This is a genomic window from Streptomyces sp. CA-251247 (genome assembly GCF_050952975.1).
GTDB classification, from domain to species: Bacteria; Actinomycetota; Actinomycetes; order Streptomycetales; family Streptomycetaceae; genus Streptomyces; species Streptomyces achmelvichensis.
In genome coordinates, this window is record NZ_CP191861.1 from 2,223,265 (window position 1) to 2,239,944 (window position 16,680).

Consider the following 16,680-nt stretch of genomic DNA (forward strand, 5'->3'; position numbering starts at 1 on the left):
GGGGCCGTTTTCGCGTCCCCCCTCCTGTGACCACCGCAGAGACCACCGGCCCCATGACCGGTAAGCCCGCCCGGAGTTCGGCCGGAACGCCCGACGACAAGCCACCCGTGAAGCTTCCCGCCCGCCAGACCTGGCGGGCGCTGTACACCCACTTCCGCCCGCACCGCTGGACCGTCGCGCTCGGGGCGTCGTTCGCGCTCGTCGGCACGGTCAGCGGGCTGGCCCAGCCGCTCGCGGCCAAGACACTGGTCGACCGGCTCGGCGAGGACGAGTCGATCACCGCGATCCTGCTGCTGCTCACCGCCCTGGTGGTCGTCGGCACCGCGATCGAGGCGGTCGGCGCGTACATCCTGGAACGCACCGCCGAGTCCGTGGTGCTGGCCGCCCGTCGCAGCCTGATCGGGCGGCTGCTGCGGCTGAGGCTCCCGGAGGTGGAGCGCACCCAGCCCGGCGATCTGATGTCCCGGGTCACCTCGGACACCACCCTGCTGCGTGCCGTGACCACCCAGTCGATCGTCTCGGCGGCGACCGGCGGACTCGCCTTCGTCGCCACCATCGTGATGATGGGCGTGATGGACGCGGTGCTGCTCGGCGTCACCCTCGGGGTCATCGTGCTGATCGGCGGCTGTGTGGCCCTGGTGATGCCGAAGATCGCGCAGGCGACGCGGCGTTCGCAGGAGGCGGTCGGCGAGATCTCGACCGTGCTGGAGCGGGCCTTCGGGGCCTTTCGCACACTGAAGGCCTCCGGGGCCGAGGAGCGCGAGACGGAGATCGTGGCGAAGGCGGCGCGGGAGGCATGGCGGCACGGCATCCGGTCCGCGAAGTGGCAGTCCGTGGCGTGGTCGTCGGTGGGTCTCGCGGTGCAGGTGTCGTTCCTCGCGGTGCTCGGCATCGGCGGGGCACGGGTCGCCTCGGGGGCGATCTCGGTGTCGACGCTGGTGGCGTTCCTGCTGTTCCTCTTCTATCTGATCGACCCGGTGTCCCGGCTGGTGGAAGCGGCCTCCCAGTACCAGGTGGGATCGGCGGCCATCGCGCGGATCGTGGAGGCGGAGCGGCTGGAGACGGAGGAGCTGGGGAAGGCGCCGGCGGCCTCGGCCGTGGCCCCCACCGGCCCGGCGAGCGTGGTCTTCGAGGACGTCACCTTCCGGTACCGGGACGAGCTCCCCTACGTCCATCACGGCGTCTCCTTCGCCGTGCCGGGCCCGGGCATGACCGCGTTCGTCGGCCCCTCGGGCGCCGGGAAGACGACCGTCTTCGGCCTGATCGAGCGGTTCTACGAGCCGACCGGCGGCCGTGTCCTCCTCGACGGCCGGGATGTCCGGGACTGGCCGCTGACCCAGCTGCGCGCCGCGATCGGCTATGTCGAGCAGGACGCCCCGGTGCTGGCCGGGACGCTGCGGGAGAACCTGGTCTTCGCGGCGCCCCACGCGACCGAGGAGCAGATTCAGGACGTGCTCGTACGGGCCCGGCTGGACACGCTCGTACGGCGGCTGCCCGACGGGCTGGAGACGCTCGTCGGCCATCGCGGCTCCAAGCTGTCGGGCGGCGAACGGCAGCGGGTGGCGATCGCGCGTGCGCTGCTGCGCCGACCGCGGCTGCTTCTGCTCGACGAGGCGACCTCCCAGCTGGACGCGGTCAACGAGATGGCGCTGCGGGACGTGGTCACCGAGGTGTCCCGCGAGGTCACGGTGCTGGTGGTGGCCCACCGGCTGTCCACCGTGACGCTGGCGGACCGGATCGTGGTGATGGACGCGGGCAAGGTGCGGGCGGTGGGCACGCACGCGGAGCTCGTGGCGGGCGATCCGCTGTACGGCGAACTGGCGGCGACGCAGTTCCTGGCGTCGGCTCCCGGGGCCCCCTGATCGGCGGCGCACAGCGAGCCGCCCCACACCGGCAAAAGGGATACTCCGGACATGAATGCCTCCCCTCGCCGCCCCGGCCCCGCGCGCCGGCTGATGCTCCTGTTGACCGTCGTCGTGTGTGCGGCGGCGGCCGGCGGCTGCATGGCCCTGTCGTCCTCGCAGCCGGAGACCACCACGCGCGCGATGGCGCAACGGGACGGGGACGACCTGCAGAGCGACTACCAGTCGGTGATCAGGAATTCACTGCCGTCGGTCGTGCAGATCCAGGCGGGCGACAGCCTGGGGTCCGGCATCGTCTACGACACCAAGGGCCATGTGGTCACCAACGCCCATGTGGTGGGCGACGCGAAGTCGCTCCGCGTCACCATCGCGACGGGTGAGCAGACGCTGACGGCGAAGCTCGTCTCGTCCTATCCGCAGCAGGACCTGGCCGTGATCAAACTGGACCCGGTGCCGGAGGGCCTGAAGCCGGCCACGTTCGGCGACTCGTCGGAGGTGGAGGTCGGGCACATCGTGCTGGCGATGGGCTCGCCGCTCGGCCTGTCGAGCAGCGTCACCCAGGGCATCGTCTCGGCGGTCGGCCGCACGGTCAGCGAGAGCGGTACGGGCGGAGCCACCGGCGCGACGCTCGCCAACATGGTGCAGACGTCGGCGGCGATCAACCCGGGCAACAGCGGGGGCGCGCTGGTGAACCTGGACAGCGAGGTGATCGGGATCCCGACGCTGGCGGCCGTGGACCCGCAGCAGGGCGAGGGTGCGGCCCCGGGCATCGGCTTCGCGATCCCCGCCTCCATGGTGAAGACGGTCGCGGACCAGATCATCGCGAACGGCAGGGTGACCGACTCCGGCCGCGCGGCGCTGGGCATCACGGCCCGGACGGTGCTCGACGACAACTACGAGCCCTCGGGTGCCGCGGTGGTGGAGGTCGTGAAGGGGGGCGCGGCGGAGCAGGCGGGCCTGCGCGTCGGCGACATCATCACCAAGGTGGGCTCGACCGAGATCACGACGGTGACGTCCCTGGCGGAGGCGCTGGCCTCGATGAACCCGGGCGGCAAGGTGGTGGTGGGGTACCTGCGGGACGGTGACTCCCGCACGGCACAGGTCACGCTGGGGGAGGTCTAGCGACACGGCCCGAGGCCGGCACGGGCGCCCCCCGGGGTGCGGGAGGCGCCCTCGGCGGCCGTGAGGGCCGCCGGCGGTCAGTCGTTCGCGTGGAGGCTCATCGGCCCGTAGATCTTGGTGGTGTCCTCCGAGAGCACCACCTGGTCCGCGCCGCCCTCCCGGAGTTCCTTCCAGTACTCACCGATCCACGACTCCGCGTCCCCCTGCGTCGTGAACTCCTCCGGCTGCACCGCCGGCTGGACCTCCGTTCCGTCGGACTTCTCGAACCGCCACGTCCACGCCATGTCCGCCTCCCAGGGCCCCTCAGTGATCTCTCTCCTGCCCGCAGCGTAGCCGGGCGCGCACGCCCCGCGGTGACACGGGAGGATCAGAGGCGTGGAACTGACTCTGCTCGGCACCGGCGCGCCCGCCGGACTCCCCCGGCCCGACTGCCCGTGCGCCGTGTGCGCCACCGCGCGCGGGGCTCGCGCGCGGGCCGCCACCGCGCTGCTCGTGGACGGGGCCCTGCTGCTCGACCTCACCCCGGGCGCCGCGCTCGCCGCCGCGCGGGCGGGGCATTCGCTCGTCGGTGTACGGCAGGTGCTGCTCACGCACCCCCATGACGGGCCTGCGGTCGATCTGCCCGCCGGGCTGCCCACGGCCGGGCGGGTGCCCGACGGCCGGGAGCTGACGCTGATCAGCGGGCACCGGGTGCGCGCGGTGTCGATGGACCACCCCGGCACGGGGTACGAGGTGACCTCGCCGGAGGGCGAACGCCTGCTGTATCTGCCGCCGTCCGGCGGTCCCGCCGGACTCGCCGAGGGGCTTGCCGCGTACGAGATGGTCGTCGCGGATGTCATCGGACGCCCCGACGCGATCGCCCGGCTGCGCGCCTCCGGGGCGATCGGCGCGACGACCGACGTCATCGCGGTCCACATCGACCACGACGTGCCCGGTGGTCCCGAGCTGGACCGCCGGCTCGCCGCCGCGGGCGCGCGCACCGTGCCCGACGGGACGACGCTGATCGTCGGCGAGTACCACGCCGTGCCGGACCTGCCCCGCCGCACGCTGGTGACCGGCGGTGCGCGCTCGGGGAAGTCGGTCGAGGCCGAGCGCAGGCTGGAGACGTTCCCCGACGTGGTGTACGTGGCGACGGGCGGGACCCGCGAGGGGGACACCGAGTGGGCGTCGAGGGTCGCCCAGCACCGGGACCGCCGCCCGGGAGCCTGGCGTACGGCGGAGACCTGCGATCTGGCGCCCCTGCTGAGGGAGGAGGGTCCGCCGCTGCTGATCGACTGTCTGTCGCTCTGGCTGACCGACGCGATGGACCGGGTCGGCGCGTGGGACGACGCGACCTGGCGGGACGGCGGCGAGCGGGTGCTGCGCGAACGGGTCGCCGAACTCGTCGCCGCCGTACGGGAAACGCCCCGTACCGTCGTCGCGGTGACGAACGAGGTGGGCTCCGGCGTCGTCCCCGCCACCCCGGCCGGCCGCCGGTTCCGCGACGAACTGGGCCGTCTCAACGCCGCCTTCGCCGCCGAGTGCGAACATCTGCTGCTCGTCGTCGCAGGCCAGGCCCTGGTGCTCCGCAGCTGACGCCCATCAGCGGGAGGCCCGCCGGACCGGAACCGGCGGGGGTCCCGGCCCGCCGCCGAGGCGGCGGCGGGTGTCTGTACTGTTCGGCGAATGAGCAGGCTGAATCTCGATGACTTCTCCGACCTGATCGAGCGACCCGACAGCGGCATGCGGCGCGAGGCCGAGGAACGCAGGGAGCGGCTGATCGTCCCGCCCGGCGCTCTGGGCCGGCTCGACGAGCTGGGCGAGTGGCTCTCCGCGGCGCAGGGCTCCGTCCCGGTCAAGGCGGTCGCGCAGCCGCGCGTGGTGCTGTTCGCGGGTGATCACGGGGTCGCCGAACTGGGCGTCTCCGGGCGGGAGTCCGGGTCCGCGCACCGGCTGGTGCGTGCCGTGCTGGACGGCGCGAGCCCGGTCGCGGTGCTGGCACGCGGCGCCGGGGTCCCGGTGCGGATCGTGGACGCGGGCCTGGACTGCGACCCGGAGCTGCTGCCCGAGGACGTCGTACGCCACCGGGTGCGGCGCGGCAGCGGGCGGATCGACGTCGAGGACGCGCTGACGGCCGAGGAGGCCGAGCAGGCCGTCCGGCTGGGCATGGCGATCGCCGACGAGGAGGCCGACTCCGGCACCGATCTGGTGGTGCTGGGCGATCTGAGCGTCGGCGGCACCACGCCCGCCGCGACGCTGATCGCCGCGCTGTGCGGCACGGACGCTTCCGTGGTCACCGGCCGGGGCGGCGCGGGGATCGACGATCTGGCCTGGATGCGCAAGTGTGCGGCGGTCCGTGACGCGTTGCGGCGCGCCCGGCCGGTGCTCGGCGACCAGGTGGAGCTGCTGGCGGCGGTGGGCGGTGCGGATCTGGCCGCGACCACCGGGTTCCTGCTGCAGAGCGCGGTACGCCGGATGCCGGTGATCCTGGACGGCGTGGTGTCGGCGGCCTGTGCGCTGGTGGGCCAGCGTGCGGCGTTCCGCGCGCCGGACTGGTGGCTCGCCGGCCAGGTGAGCGGCGAACCGGCACAGAGCAAGGCGCTGGACCGGATGGCACTCAACCCGCTGCTCGACCAGGGCGTCACTGTGGGGGAAGGAACCGGGGCACTGCTCGCACTCCCCCTCGTCCGGGCCGCTGCCGCCCTCGCGGCCGAACTGCCGGAGCGTACGGAGCCGGTGGGGAGCGACACGGACTGACGCGTCGGTACGGCCGTCCCCGACCGGGCGGCTGTACCTCGCCCACCATGACCCGCGATGCCCCATATCATCGCGTTTCATGGGAGAGGTCCGTTTGTCCAGCGAAGAGGCGAACCGCAGTACGAGCCGGGGCGCCGACCGCTCCCGGCGGAGCGCGGCGTTCGCGGTCTGGTATCTGCGGGCGGTGACCTTCGTCAATGTGCTGAGCGCGGTCTGGGTCTCGCTCGGGCAGGACGTCCGCCGGCACAACGTCGACGACTACTTCACGCCCTATCTGCTGACCGCGGGCTTCGCGTCCGGCGCGTTCACGCTGTTCCTGGCGGTCACCATGCGGCGCCGCAAGCGGGCCGCATGGATTCTCAACCTCGTTCTGGCGGGCCCCTTCCTGCTGCTCCTCGCCCTGGCCGTCGCCGTCGACGGGGGCATCCGGGAGCATGCGCAGAACTGGGTCTCGCTCGCCCTCACCACCGGCTTCGTCCTCGCGCTGCTGCTGGGCCGCGGGGAGTTCTACGCGAAGGGCGACCGCACCAACCCCCGCCTCGCCGCGGCCGTCGCGGCCGGCGGGCTCCTCGTCACCTCGCTGCTGGCCGCCGCCCTCGTCACCGTCACCAACACGGCGGGCGGCGGGTCCACCTTCCTGGAGCGCTGGCGCTACGGCACCATGCGGCTGGTCTCCCTGGCCGCCGACGACGCGCGTTTCCCGGAGATCGCCACGCCCGGCTGGGTCGACGTCACCGTCAACGCGCTGTCCACGCTGCTGCTGCTCGCCGTGCTGTACGCGGCGTTCCGCTCCCGCCGGGCCGTCGACCCGCTGACCGGCGAGGACGAGGAACGGCTGCGCGCGCTGCTGGAGCGCCAGGGCGACCGGGACTCACTGGGCTATTTCTCCCTGCGCCGCGAGAAGAGCGTGGTCTGGTCCCCCACCGGGAAGGCCGCTGTCGCCTATCGGGTCGTCGGCGGGGTCTCCCTCGCGTCCGGCGACCCGATCGGGGATCCGGAGGCCTGGCCGGGCGCGATCGCCCCCTGGCTCGCCGAGGCACGCGAACACGGCTGGATCCCGGCCGTGATGGGCGCGAGCGAGGAGGCGGGGACCGTCTACGCCCGGCACGGCCTGGACGCCCTGGAGCTCGGCGACGAGGCGATCGTGGAGACGGCCGATTTCACCCTCGACGGCCGTGCGATGCGGACGGTGCGCCAGGCGTACAACCGGGTCGGACGGGCCGGGTACTCCGTGCGGATCCGCCGCCACGAGGAGATTCCTGCCGAGGAGATGGACACCCTCCTCGCGCGCGCCGACGACTGGCGCGACGGCGCCACCGAACGGGGCTTCTCGATGGCGCTCGGACGGCTCGGCGACCCGGGCGACGGCCGGTGCGTGATGCTCGAATGCACCGACGGCCAGGGCGAGTTGCGCGCCGTCCTCAGCTTTGTGCCGTGGGGCCCGAAGGGGCTCTCACTCGATCTGATGCGGCGCGACCGGGACGGCGAGAACGGCCTGATGGAGTTCATGGTCATCGAACTCCTCCGGCGCGCGGGTGACATCGGGATCACCCAGGTCTCGCTGAACTTCGCGATGTTCCGGTCCGTCTTCGAGCGCGGCGCGAAGCTCGGCGCGGGTCCGGTGCTGCGGCTGTGGCGCTCGCTGCTGAGCTTCTTCTCCCGCTGGTGGCAGATCGAGTCCCTGTACCGGGCGAACGCCAAGTACCGGCCCATCTGGGAACCGCGGTTCCTGCTCTTCGAGAAGAGCGCCGACCTCCTGCGCATCGGCATCGCCGCGGCCCGCGCCGAGGGCTTCCTGGAGGCACCCGGACTGCCCCGGTGGATGCACCGCAGCCATCTCGGAACCGGGCGTCGATGACGGTCCGGGCGTTCGCCCGCCGTGAGTGGGGGCCGCTGTACGCGACGGTCCGGGATGCGCTCGTCACCCGGAAGTGGCGTGCGGTTCCCCTGACCCTCGGGGCGGTCTGCCTCACGGCGGTCTTCCAGCCGGCCCAGCAGTACTCCTGGGGCTACGGCCCGGTCCGCACGATCGGTTTCGTCCGGGCGGAGGACCCCCTGTGGGTGGCGCTGCTGCGCACCCCCCTGTCGCTGTTCGTGCCCGCGCTGGATCTTCCGGTGTGGGGTGCGCTCGCCCAGATCCTGCTGGTCTTCGGAGTCGCGGAGATCTGTCTGGGCCGGTGGCGGACGCTGGTCGTCGCGTACGTCTCCACGCTGGCCGGTACGACATACGCGCGGATCGGCATCGCCGTCGGTCCCGACCACCTCGGCGGCGTCATCGGGGTCCCCGCCGCCGACGCGCAGGTCGTCGACACCGGCCCCTCGGCGGCGGTCGTCGGTCTCGCGGTCGTCGTCTGCGTGCGCTTCCGGGCCTGGTTCACGGCCGCCCTGGTGGTGCTCGCGATGGTCGCCGAGGTGCTGGTCAAGAACAATCTCGCGGGCAAGGAGCATCTGGCCGCGATAGCCGCCGTCCTGGTGGTGTGCGCCGTCTCGGCGCTGCCCCGGCGGCGGGCTCGTCAGCGCTCGGTGATGGCGGGCCGGTCGGGAGCGCCCCCGATGAGGTCCTGCATCTTCCGGCGGGGCCGGTCCCAGCGGCGGTCGTGGCGGTAGGAGCGCAGTGTGGCCTTGGCCCGCGCCTTGGGCCGCTTCCGGTAGAAGCGGCGGGCCCACGGCGAGGCGGGTCTCGCCAGGCGGATCGCGCCGAAGATGGCCACGAACGGCACCAGGACGCTGAGGACGGCCATCCGCGCCTTGCCCTTGAACAGCGTGATGAGGACCAGCACGAAGTTGATCACGAGGGTGGTGATCAACGACAGGCGGTCCTGGCGTTCGTCGGCGCTCAAGTCGTTGACGCCGAGCGGTGAGAAGCCGCTGAGGATCAGCACGGCCAGGGACGCGACGAGGACGACCACTTCCACGCTCTGGCGCCCCTGCTCGCTCCAGTAGACGTCGTCGAGATGGAGGATCAGCGCGAACTCGTCGAGCACCAGCCCCGCGCCCATGCCGAAGACGACGGCCCAGATGTAGGCGCCCGCACCGTACCGGCTGCTGCCGACGGCCCCGAAGCCGCCGATCACCATGAGGATGACGCCGGGCACCACATGGTGGATGTGCATGCCGCCCGGCCGGACGTTGCGGAACGGCCCCTTCCCCGCCCTGATCATCCGCGTGATCACCCGGGTGATCAGAAAGGTCAGGATGAAGGAGGCCAGGGCGAGGAACATGGGCAGCTTCCCCGGCTCGACGATGTTGCGGTAAAACCAGTGACCCATGCCACCCGCTCCCGATTTGTACGATATGCGCAATTTACCGTCTGTCGGGCCGGGCTACCCTTCGCCGGTGAATGATCTGGCCGGCCCGCGCTTCGCCCTCGGCACCCTGACCGTGTTCCCGGTGCGCGTCACGCGCTGGGACCGGGAGGCCGCCCGCGCCGGGATGCTCTGGGCCCCGGGGGCGGGCCTTGCCGTGGGCCTGCTCGCCGCGGCGGTCGGCGGGCTGCTGTCCCTGCTGGGCTCCGGGCCGCTGCTCGCGGCGGTGGCCACGGTCGCCGTCCCCGCGGTCCTCACCCGCGGACTGCATCTGGACGGGCTGGCCGACACCGCCGACGGCCTCGGCAGCGGCAAACCGGCCGACGACGCACTGCGCATCATGAAGCAGTCCGACATCGGGCCGTTCGGGGTCATCACCCTGCTGCTCGTCCTGCTCGCCCAGGTCGCCGCCGTGTCCGCGCTGTACGGCCAGGGCTGGGCGTACGGCGCGCTCGGCGCGGCCGTGTCCGCCGTCACCGCCCGTCTCGCCCTCACCCTCGCCGCGCGCACCGGCGTCCCGGCGGCCCGCCCCGAGGGCCTGGGCGCGGCGGTCGCCGGGGTGGTGCCCGTACGCGGCGCCCTGGCTCTGGCGGCGGTGGTCACCGCGGTGTGCGCGGCGGCGGGCGCGGTGTTCGGTGCGACGGGAGCGCTGCACCACGCGCTCGGCGTCCTGGCCGGCCTCGCGGGCGCCGAGCTGCTGCTGCGTCACTGTGTGCGCCGGTTCGGCGGGGTGACGGGTGATGTGTTCGGGGCGCTCGCGGAGACGGCGGCGACGGTGTCGCTGGTCGTGCTGGTGCTCGGCTGACGCAGCCGGGCACCACGGCCTCAGCAGGCGCGGCGCCAGACACCCAGTTCGTACTTCTTCAGCATCGAGCTGAGCCTCAGCCGGCGGGCGTCCGGGCAGAAGTCACGGGTCGGCAGTTCGTACTCGACATGGAAGACCGCCTTGCCCGCCCGTACGAACGGTGTCAGCAGGTCGCACTCGTCGTGCTCCGCGCACTGCTCGTTGACCGCGAAGTCGAAGTCACCCACCAGCTCGGGAATCTGGTCGAGGTCGTTCTTCAGGCCGACGGCGAGTCCGCGGTCGTGGGCGAGACGGGCGATCAGACGGTTGTAGCGCAGCTGGTCGGCGGCGGTGAGGGGGAAGCCGGTGGCGTTGGCGTAGGCATCCATGTTGTCCGGCTCGACCGCGTCGAAGCCCTTTTTCCTGCACATGTCGATGCGTTCGGCCATCAGGGGTCCGAGGACGTCCGTACGGCGGATGTCGAGCCAGCGCTCGCCCTTCCAGCCGTTGCCGCGGCCGAGTACGGACTTCGGGAATCTGCCGGCGTCGGGACGGAAGTCCTCCCAGGCGCCGGTCGAGAGGTAGCAGATGACCTTGCGCCCGCGGCGGTGCAGGTCGGCGACCGTGGAGCCGGGGTGGTCGAAGCCGTCGATGTCGTACACCGGCACGTCCACGGCCGGGTCGAGCCGTCCGCTGAGCTGCCACTGCCAGGCGAGGCCCGGCTCCGGCCGCCAGTGTCCGCCGGAGGGCCGGTCGTCCGGGGTGTCCGGTGCGTCCGGGGTGCCGGTGCAGCCGGCCAGGAAGAGCAGCAGCATCACGAGAAGCAGAGGGGTGCGTCTCACCGGGCCGGCTCCAGCGGGTACGGGAGGGTGCCCCAGGGGTGCGCGCCCGTGCCCGGGACGACGCAGTGCACCGCCGCGCTCGCGCGGGCCCCGGGCGGTGCGCCGTACACCAGATGGCAGAAGCGCTCCGGCGGGTGGCCCTCCGTCCAGGCCGGGACGTCGAGGGTGCCGTAGGCGTCCCACGGGCCCTCGAAGGTGACGAGGAGATCGGCGAGCGCGGCGTAGCCCGGGTCGGGGTGCACGCCGTGGTTGAGGACGAGGGAGGCCGAGCCGGCCGCGCGGGCGGCGACGGCCAGGCGCCGGTAGTGGGGCAGCGCACCGGGGTCCGCGGACACCTGGTCGAGGAACGCGCCGTCGGCGCCGTACCAGTCGCGGTGGCGCAGCAGGTCCCGGACGACCTCGGCGTGCGGGCGGCGGGCGTAGTCGGTGTCGGCGTAACCGAGGACCCGTACCCCGGCCTCCCGCAGCCGCAGCGCGGCGGCGGCGAACGCCGCGTCGGGCGCCTCGCCGGGCCCGGACGCCGGGTTGAGCACCACGCCGTACAGCCGCGGTGCCGCGGCGACCAACGCGTCCCAGGCGTCGGGCTGTTCGGCGGGATGCTCGTAGTACGGCACCAGCAGCGTCTTCACCACACCTCGTCCCTCATACGCGATGGGCGGTCGCCCGCCCCAGCAGAACACAGACGAGCCCGGCCAGGAGCGCCGCCGTGCCACCGGCGACAGCGAGGCCCACGACCTGCGGGCTGCCGAGGCCGGCGAGGAGCGCGACCGTCTGGGCCGCCGCGGCCGCGCAGCACACCGCGGCAGCCGCGACGACGGCCCCGAACGACTGCATCAGCAGCCCCGTCCACAGCACGGTGCCGATGAGCAGCAGGGTGCTGAGGCGGGCGCCGGACAGCGCCGGCGCGTCGGGCCACAGCAGGGTCACCACGAGGGCGAGGGCGAAGAGCACGGCCAGGAACGCGGCGAGGCACTCGGCGAGGACGGCCGCGGCGCGCCGCCGGAAGGCGGGCGCCGTGGTGCTGGCGCGCAGTCCGGCGACGGCCCGGCCGCGGAAGCGGTGCAGAAGCCATTCGGCGGGCCCCATGCTGAGGGTCAGCGCGACGGCGGAGGGTGCGGCGACGACGGCGCCCGGTCCCTCCGCGAGAACGTCCCCGAGCGCGGTGTAGAGGACGAGCACTCCGGTACCGAGCCCGAAGAGTCCGTACGGCACGGACGCGCCGAGGCGCGGTCCGACGGGACGCGCGGGCCGCTCCACGGGCCGTCGCACGGGCGCCGGCAGGGCCGTACCGGCGCAGGGCATCAGGAGGACGTCGGCACCGGGTCCGGTGGTCCCTGCCACCGGGCCGGCCGGACGCGCGGTGGTGCGGGCGAACGGCAGCCGCCACCAGGGAACCGGGCCGCCGCGGCGGACCCCCGGTCGCGGGAGTCGCGACCACAGCAGACCGGCCCACACGCGCGGGCCGCCGCCACCTGGGACCTGCGTACCCGGTGTCCGCGGTGTGCGGGCCAGGGCGACGGCCGCCAGACCGACCGCCGCGGCCAGCGAGCACAGCAGCAGTGCCGTGCGCAGCGCGACCGGCAGGTCCGCACGCATCGCCCACACCGCACCGGCCGTCATCGGCAACAGCGCGCACAGCAGGGCCCGTTCACGGCCGAGGACCAGCAGCACCGTCGCCGCCGACAGATACAGCGCCTGCGCGGCGGCGAAGGCGGCCGCCTGCCACTGGCCCGGCGACGCCGTCGCCACCGCCGCGCCCAGGAGCGCACCCGCCGGGGCGCCGAGCATCAGGGACCGTGCGGCCGCGCCCCGGTCCCCGAGACCGAGCCAGGAGTAGGCCCGGTGCGAGAGCGCCTGGTTCCACACCCAGCCGGTCAGCGCACCGGCCAGCAGCGGCGCCAGGCTCGCTCCCCGCAGCAGCGGTGCGCCCAGGACGTACGCGAGGCCCGGCAGCGCGAAGACCAGGCCGCGCAGCAGACAGCCGAGCAGGCCCGCATGCCATACGCCGGCCGCTTCCCGAGGAGGTTCGGGGAAGCTGCGCGGCACCCGGTCGTAGAGCTCCTCCGCGATCGCGAAGGAGTCCGGACGGCCGTAGGTGAGGCGGATGTGGTCGTCCGTCATGCCGTCGGACTCGAGGACGGCGGCGATCTCATCGGGGTGCACGGCCCCGGCGATGACCTCCTCGAACCGTTCGGCCAGGTCGTCGAGCGGGTCCGCCGCGTGCGAACCGTTCCTGCGGGGCAGCAGCAGCGGAAGCGTGTCGGTGTGCTGTCCCGGTCCCTGCCACAGCGGCCCGCTCATCCGAGGGCCCGCCGGGCGCCGACCAGGTCGCGGGTGTCCGGCTGTTCGGCCGCTCCGGCCAGTTCGCGGTAGATGCGGCGGAAGCCGTCCACCGAGCGGCGCAGCGTGAACCGGTCGACGACCCGCTGCCGCGCCTGCCGTCCCAGCTCGGCGCGCCGTTCCGCGTCGCGCAGCAGCCCGAGCGTCGCGTTCGCCATCACCGCGGGCTCGCGCGGCGGTACGACGATCCCGGTGTCTCCGACGGCCTCCCGCACCCCGCCGACGTCCGTCGACACGGTGGCGCGTCCGCACGACATCGCTTCGATGAGCGAGAAGGGGAACCCTTCGCTGATGCTGGAGAGCAGGACGACGCTGCCGGCCGCGTACGCGCGCGCCACGTCGGTGACACGGCCCTCCCAGGAGATGCCGTCCACGACGCCCAGTTCGGCGGCGAGCTTCTCCAGCCCGGTGCGGTACGCCTCTCCGCCCGCGGGCACTCCGCCGAACAACCGCAGCCGCACGTCCGGGAGTTCGGCGCGCACCATGGCGTAGGCCCGGATGAGCGTCTCCAGGTCCTTGATGGGGTCGATCCGCCCGGCCCAGGAGATGGTGGGCACGTCGGGCTCGGGGCCGCCCTGCGGAAAGGCATGCGGGTCGACGCCGTTGTAGACGGTGCGGATGCGGTCCGCGGGCGCTCCGCCCCGCTCCTCCCACCGCCGGTTGTACTGGTTGCACGGGGTGATCAGGTCCGCCCGCCGGTACCCGAGGGTGTTGAGCTCCCGGTAGAAGCCGAGCATCAGGGCCTTCACGGGGGCGTGCTGGGCCTGGACGCGGTAGCCGAGGTAGCGCTCGCGCAGATAGATGCCGTGCTCGGTGAGCAGGAACGGCACCCCGTCGTACAGCTGGGCGGCCAGGGCCGGCAGGGTGGCCAGCCCCGCGCTGACCGCGTGTGCGACCGAGTCGCCGGGTATCCGGACCGTCAGCGGCCGCAGCGCGTGTTCCAGCAGGTCGGTGGCGGTCAGCGCGTCGTGCACGGTCGGCCGGGATGCGGATATCTCCAGATGCGGCATGGTCCAGATCCACATCAGCGAGCGCAGGGCGGACTCCGAGCGCAGCGCGGCCGAGAGCCGGCCCGCCCGGGCGTACGCGGTCAGCTCGTCGAGGCTCTCGCCGAAGTCGCAGCCCGCGGAGGGGTCGAGCACCGAGAGCAGAAAGCGTTCGTGGACGTCGGTGAAGCGGCGGCGGTCGCGGCCGATGAGCCGCCGTCCGCCGGGCAGCGGCCCCCACAGCGGGAAGGCGGCGTGCCGGTAGACATTGGGCGGCAGTTCCCAGGTGACCGGCTCACGGCCGGTGCCGGTGAGGGCGACGACCCGGAAGTCGACCTCGGGCATGCCGCGCACGAGCTGGTCGCACCAGGTGGACACACCCCCGTGAACGTGCGGATAGGTGCCTTCGGTGAGCATGGTGACATGTCGGCCGCGGCTCGGCATGCGTGTGTCCCCCCAGTACTGCGGTCGTTCGGATGTGGCCGTGGTCCTGCGTCGGGCGGCCGCCGGTCGGTCCGGGCGGCCGCCCGTGGGTGATGGCTCGCGGATCAGACGGTCGGCAGCTTCAGCGTGACGGCCGACTGGAGCAGCTCCGGCGCGGTCCAGGCGGAGCGCGTCCCCGCGTACGTGGCGCCGAACACCCCTGTCCCCAGAACGAGTTGCTTGCGCGTGCCCTCGGGCGCGGTGATCGGGGCGGTCACTCCGGTCGGCGCCTTGACGGTGACGGTGTCGCCGATGCGGTACGCGGTGACCTTGCCGTCGGCGACCGCCTTGTCCCAGGCGGCTCGGCGCTGGAGCTCGACGCCGACGTCACGCTGACGCGGGTTCACCAGCGGGGCGTTGTCCGCGTACAGGGCGCGGTAGTCGGCGAGGATCTTGTCGATGACCGGGTAGAGCAGGCGCTCCTCGGCCAGGTTCGACTGGTGCACGTAGTGCGGCCGCGGGTCTCCGGCGACGACATGGCCGAGTGCGATGCGCGCCTCCTGCGGCACGATGTGGTCCGCGTAGCCGGTGGCCGTGTCCAGCGGGTCGGCCAGGCAGGTGGACGCGGGGTTGGTCTCGCAGACGCCGCTGCCGCCGTCGGCCTGTGAGGCGTAGATCCAGTTGTACTCGTCGGCCATCTCGGCGGCGGTGCCGACGTTGTAGTACACGTTCATCGGGTGGCGCGGCACGGTGAGCGCGGATCCGACCGAACGCTGCGACGGCTCACGGGAGTTGTCGCTGGCGATCCACTTGACGCCGTTGTCGGCGAGCGCCCCGGCGAGGTGGGGGTTGTCCTGTGCCTGCTGCGGCAGGGTCTTCAGCCCGGAGTGCTCACCCGTGACCAGTTCGGTGCGGTCGTAGGAGATGCCCTTGCGGGTGGCCCAGGTGTTGTTGTCGCGGATCTGCGCGGAGATCTCGGCGCGGCTCGTCCAGCGGATCGTGCCGGCGGCGTCCTTGGAGCACTGCCAGGGCACCACCGAGACGTCCTGCACGCAGCCGAGGAAGGGGTGCGTGTAGGTGTGGTTGATCCAGCGGTACTGGGCCCGGTCGGCGAGCAGTTGGGCGGTGAGCGCGTCGGTGCCGCCGTTCTCCGTCTTCCACTCCTCGCCGGCGCCGGCGTTGTAGACCATGTCGAGGGTGAAGCCGCTCGAGCGCTGCCACTGGGCGGCGTACTGCGCGTCGGCGGCGGTCATCCGGATGTCCGGGGTCTGCTCGCCCTCGCCGGTGCAGTCGATGTCGCCGGGGGTGCAGTTGCGCCCGGTGTCCCAGCGCGCGTCGGGCGCGAAGACGTCGTCGACGTGGACGGAGAAGTAGCTGCGGCTCTGTCCGAGGTGGATGCCCTGGGTGAGCCAGTCGACCATGCCGCGGGCGAGAGCGCGGTACTGCTTCTGGTAGCGGTTGTAGGCGAAGGTCACCACCAGTTCGCGCCGGCCGTCGTGGGCGTACTCGCCGAGTAGGCTGCCGCGTGCGCCGCCGTCGCCGACCGCGGTGTCGAGATAGCTGGTGTAGCCCGCGCGCGGCTTGCCGGCCGCGCCGTAACTCTCCGGCACGAGCGGGGAGTTGTCCTCGAACGTGAGCGGTCCGTCGAGGTAGCCGAAGGGCCCGGTGGAGCGTCCGGCCGCGGTGACGGAGGTCTGCGCGCCGTCCAGGACGCCGACCCACCCGCCGTTGTCGGTGTACTCGAGGCCGACCCCGGGGTGGGACCAGGTGTAGGCGTCGATCTGGCGGATGCCGAAGGCCGTCTCGTACGCGAAGAGCGCGGCGTTCTCGGCGGCTCCGGCGGTGGTGGTGGCCCCGAACGGGTCCTCGTCGGGGACGACGACCCCCTGGAACTTGGCGCGCGGCCTGCCGCTGACGGTGTCGCTGAGGAACGCGGCGTTGACGGTGGGCCGGTTCGGGTCGTCCAGGCGCAGCGTGCGGTAGGGCACGCCGGTCTCCTTCAGCTCGGAGACGATGGCCTCGACGGCGCCGCCCCCGTCGTCCACGACGAGCACCGTCAGATCGATCCGCGGCACCGGTGCCGCGACGACCCCCGCCGCCGGAAGTGCCGTCACCAGCAGTCCGGCCGTGAGCAGCGCCGCGGCGGCTCTGCTTGCGCGCAGTCCAGTAGTGGCCATGTTTCTCCCCCCTCGCACAGTCGTCCGCACGTCCGAAATATGCGGAGAACCTGTGGAGATGATGCAAAGGAACCCCGCGCTCCCTTGCCTGAATGCAGCGAGT

At 73.0% G+C, this 16,680-nt stretch carries 14 protein-coding genes; 7 read left to right on the plus strand and 7 right to left on the minus strand.

Annotated elements, in window-relative coordinates:
* Positions 1-53: 53 nt before the first annotated feature.
* On the plus strand, positions 54-1,862 hold the full coding sequence (locus tag ACQPWZ_RS09875) for an ABC transporter ATP-binding protein (protein WP_433571122.1): 1,809 nt from the start codon (positions 54-56) through the stop codon (positions 1,860-1,862).
* 51 nt (positions 1,863-1,913) lie between these two features.
* Positions 1,914-2,984, plus strand: a complete 1,071-nt coding sequence (locus ACQPWZ_RS09880) for a S1C family serine protease (RefSeq protein WP_433571123.1) — start codon at positions 1,914-1,916, stop codon at positions 2,982-2,984.
* Positions 2,985-3,061: 77 nt separating this feature from the next.
* Here the strand turns inward: ACQPWZ_RS09880 and ACQPWZ_RS09885 are convergent, their stop codons facing one another.
* Entirely contained in the window at positions 3,062-3,268 is a 207-nt protein-coding gene (locus ACQPWZ_RS09885) for a hypothetical protein (protein WP_313946784.1), read from the minus strand.
* A 91-nt stretch (positions 3,269-3,359) separates the two neighbouring features.
* Here ACQPWZ_RS09885 and ACQPWZ_RS09890 point away from each other — a divergent pair, with 91 nt between their 5' ends.
* The 4 genes from ACQPWZ_RS09890 to ACQPWZ_RS09905 all read left to right on the plus strand — a co-directional run bounded on the left by ACQPWZ_RS09890 (position 3,360) and on the right by ACQPWZ_RS09905 (position 8,327).
* Positions 3,360-4,559 (plus strand): bifunctional adenosylcobinamide kinase/adenosylcobinamide-phosphate guanylyltransferase, encoded by a 1,200-nt coding sequence (locus tag ACQPWZ_RS09890; RefSeq protein ID WP_433571124.1) that lies wholly within the window; start codon positions 3,360-3,362, stop codon positions 4,557-4,559.
* A 90-nt stretch (positions 4,560-4,649) separates the two neighbouring features.
* Positions 4,650-5,720, plus strand: coding sequence for a nicotinate-nucleotide--dimethylbenzimidazole phosphoribosyltransferase (cobT, locus tag ACQPWZ_RS09895; protein ID WP_340472672.1), 1,071 nt, complete (start codon positions 4,650-4,652; stop codon positions 5,718-5,720).
* Positions 5,721-5,799: 79 nt separating this feature from the next.
* Positions 5,800-7,578, plus strand: coding sequence for a phosphatidylglycerol lysyltransferase domain-containing protein (locus tag ACQPWZ_RS09900; protein ID WP_433571125.1), 1,779 nt, complete (start codon positions 5,800-5,802; stop codon positions 7,576-7,578).
* Positions 7,575-8,327, plus strand: coding sequence for a hypothetical protein (locus ACQPWZ_RS09905; RefSeq protein WP_433571126.1), 753 nt, complete (start codon positions 7,575-7,577; stop codon positions 8,325-8,327). Before ACQPWZ_RS09900 ends, ACQPWZ_RS09905 begins: the two co-directional genes overlap by 4 nt.
* Here ACQPWZ_RS09905 and ACQPWZ_RS09910 read toward each other — a convergent pair.
* On the minus strand, positions 8,234-8,989 hold the full coding sequence (locus tag ACQPWZ_RS09910) for a hypothetical protein (protein WP_340472676.1): 756 nt from the start codon (positions 8,987-8,989) through the stop codon (positions 8,234-8,236). The two genes, ACQPWZ_RS09905 and ACQPWZ_RS09910, sit on opposite strands and share 94 nt — an antisense overlap.
* Before the next feature lie 25 nt (positions 8,990-9,014).
* Here ACQPWZ_RS09910 and ACQPWZ_RS09915 point away from each other — a divergent pair, with 25 nt between their 5' ends.
* Positions 9,015-9,830, plus strand: a complete 816-nt coding sequence (locus tag ACQPWZ_RS09915) for an adenosylcobinamide-GDP ribazoletransferase (protein ID WP_433571127.1) — start codon at positions 9,015-9,017, stop codon at positions 9,828-9,830.
* Between the two features lie 20 nt (positions 9,831-9,850).
* On the opposite strand, the gene ACQPWZ_RS09920 is transcribed toward ACQPWZ_RS09915, so the two are convergent.
* The 5 genes from ACQPWZ_RS09920 to ACQPWZ_RS09940 form a co-directional block, all read right to left on the minus strand.
* Positions 9,851-10,651, minus strand: a complete 801-nt coding sequence (locus ACQPWZ_RS09920; RefSeq protein ID WP_433571128.1) for an endo alpha-1,4 polygalactosaminidase — start codon at positions 10,649-10,651, stop codon at positions 9,851-9,853.
* Positions 10,648-11,280: a spherulation-specific family 4 protein gene (locus ACQPWZ_RS09925; protein WP_433573800.1), complete on the minus strand. Its 633-nt coding sequence runs from the start codon at positions 11,278-11,280 to the stop codon at positions 10,648-10,650. Before ACQPWZ_RS09925 ends, ACQPWZ_RS09920 begins: the two co-directional genes overlap by 4 nt.
* A 13-nt stretch (positions 11,281-11,293) precedes the next feature.
* The gene (locus ACQPWZ_RS09930; protein WP_433571129.1) at positions 11,294-12,952 is read right to left on the minus strand and encodes a hypothetical protein; all 1,659 of its coding nucleotides are present in this window, start codon (positions 12,950-12,952) and stop codon (positions 11,294-11,296) included.
* The gene (gene pelF, locus ACQPWZ_RS09935; RefSeq protein ID WP_433571130.1) at positions 12,949-14,421 is read right to left on the minus strand and encodes a GT4 family glycosyltransferase PelF; all 1,473 of its coding nucleotides are present in this window, start codon (positions 14,419-14,421) and stop codon (positions 12,949-12,951) included. Before pelF ends, ACQPWZ_RS09930 begins: the two co-directional genes overlap by 4 nt.
* Before the next feature lie 104 nt (positions 14,422-14,525).
* Positions 14,526-16,577: a hypothetical protein gene (locus tag ACQPWZ_RS09940; protein WP_433571131.1), complete on the minus strand. Its 2,052-nt coding sequence runs from the start codon at positions 16,575-16,577 to the stop codon at positions 14,526-14,528.
* Between the last annotated feature and the right edge of the window lie 103 nt (positions 16,578-16,680).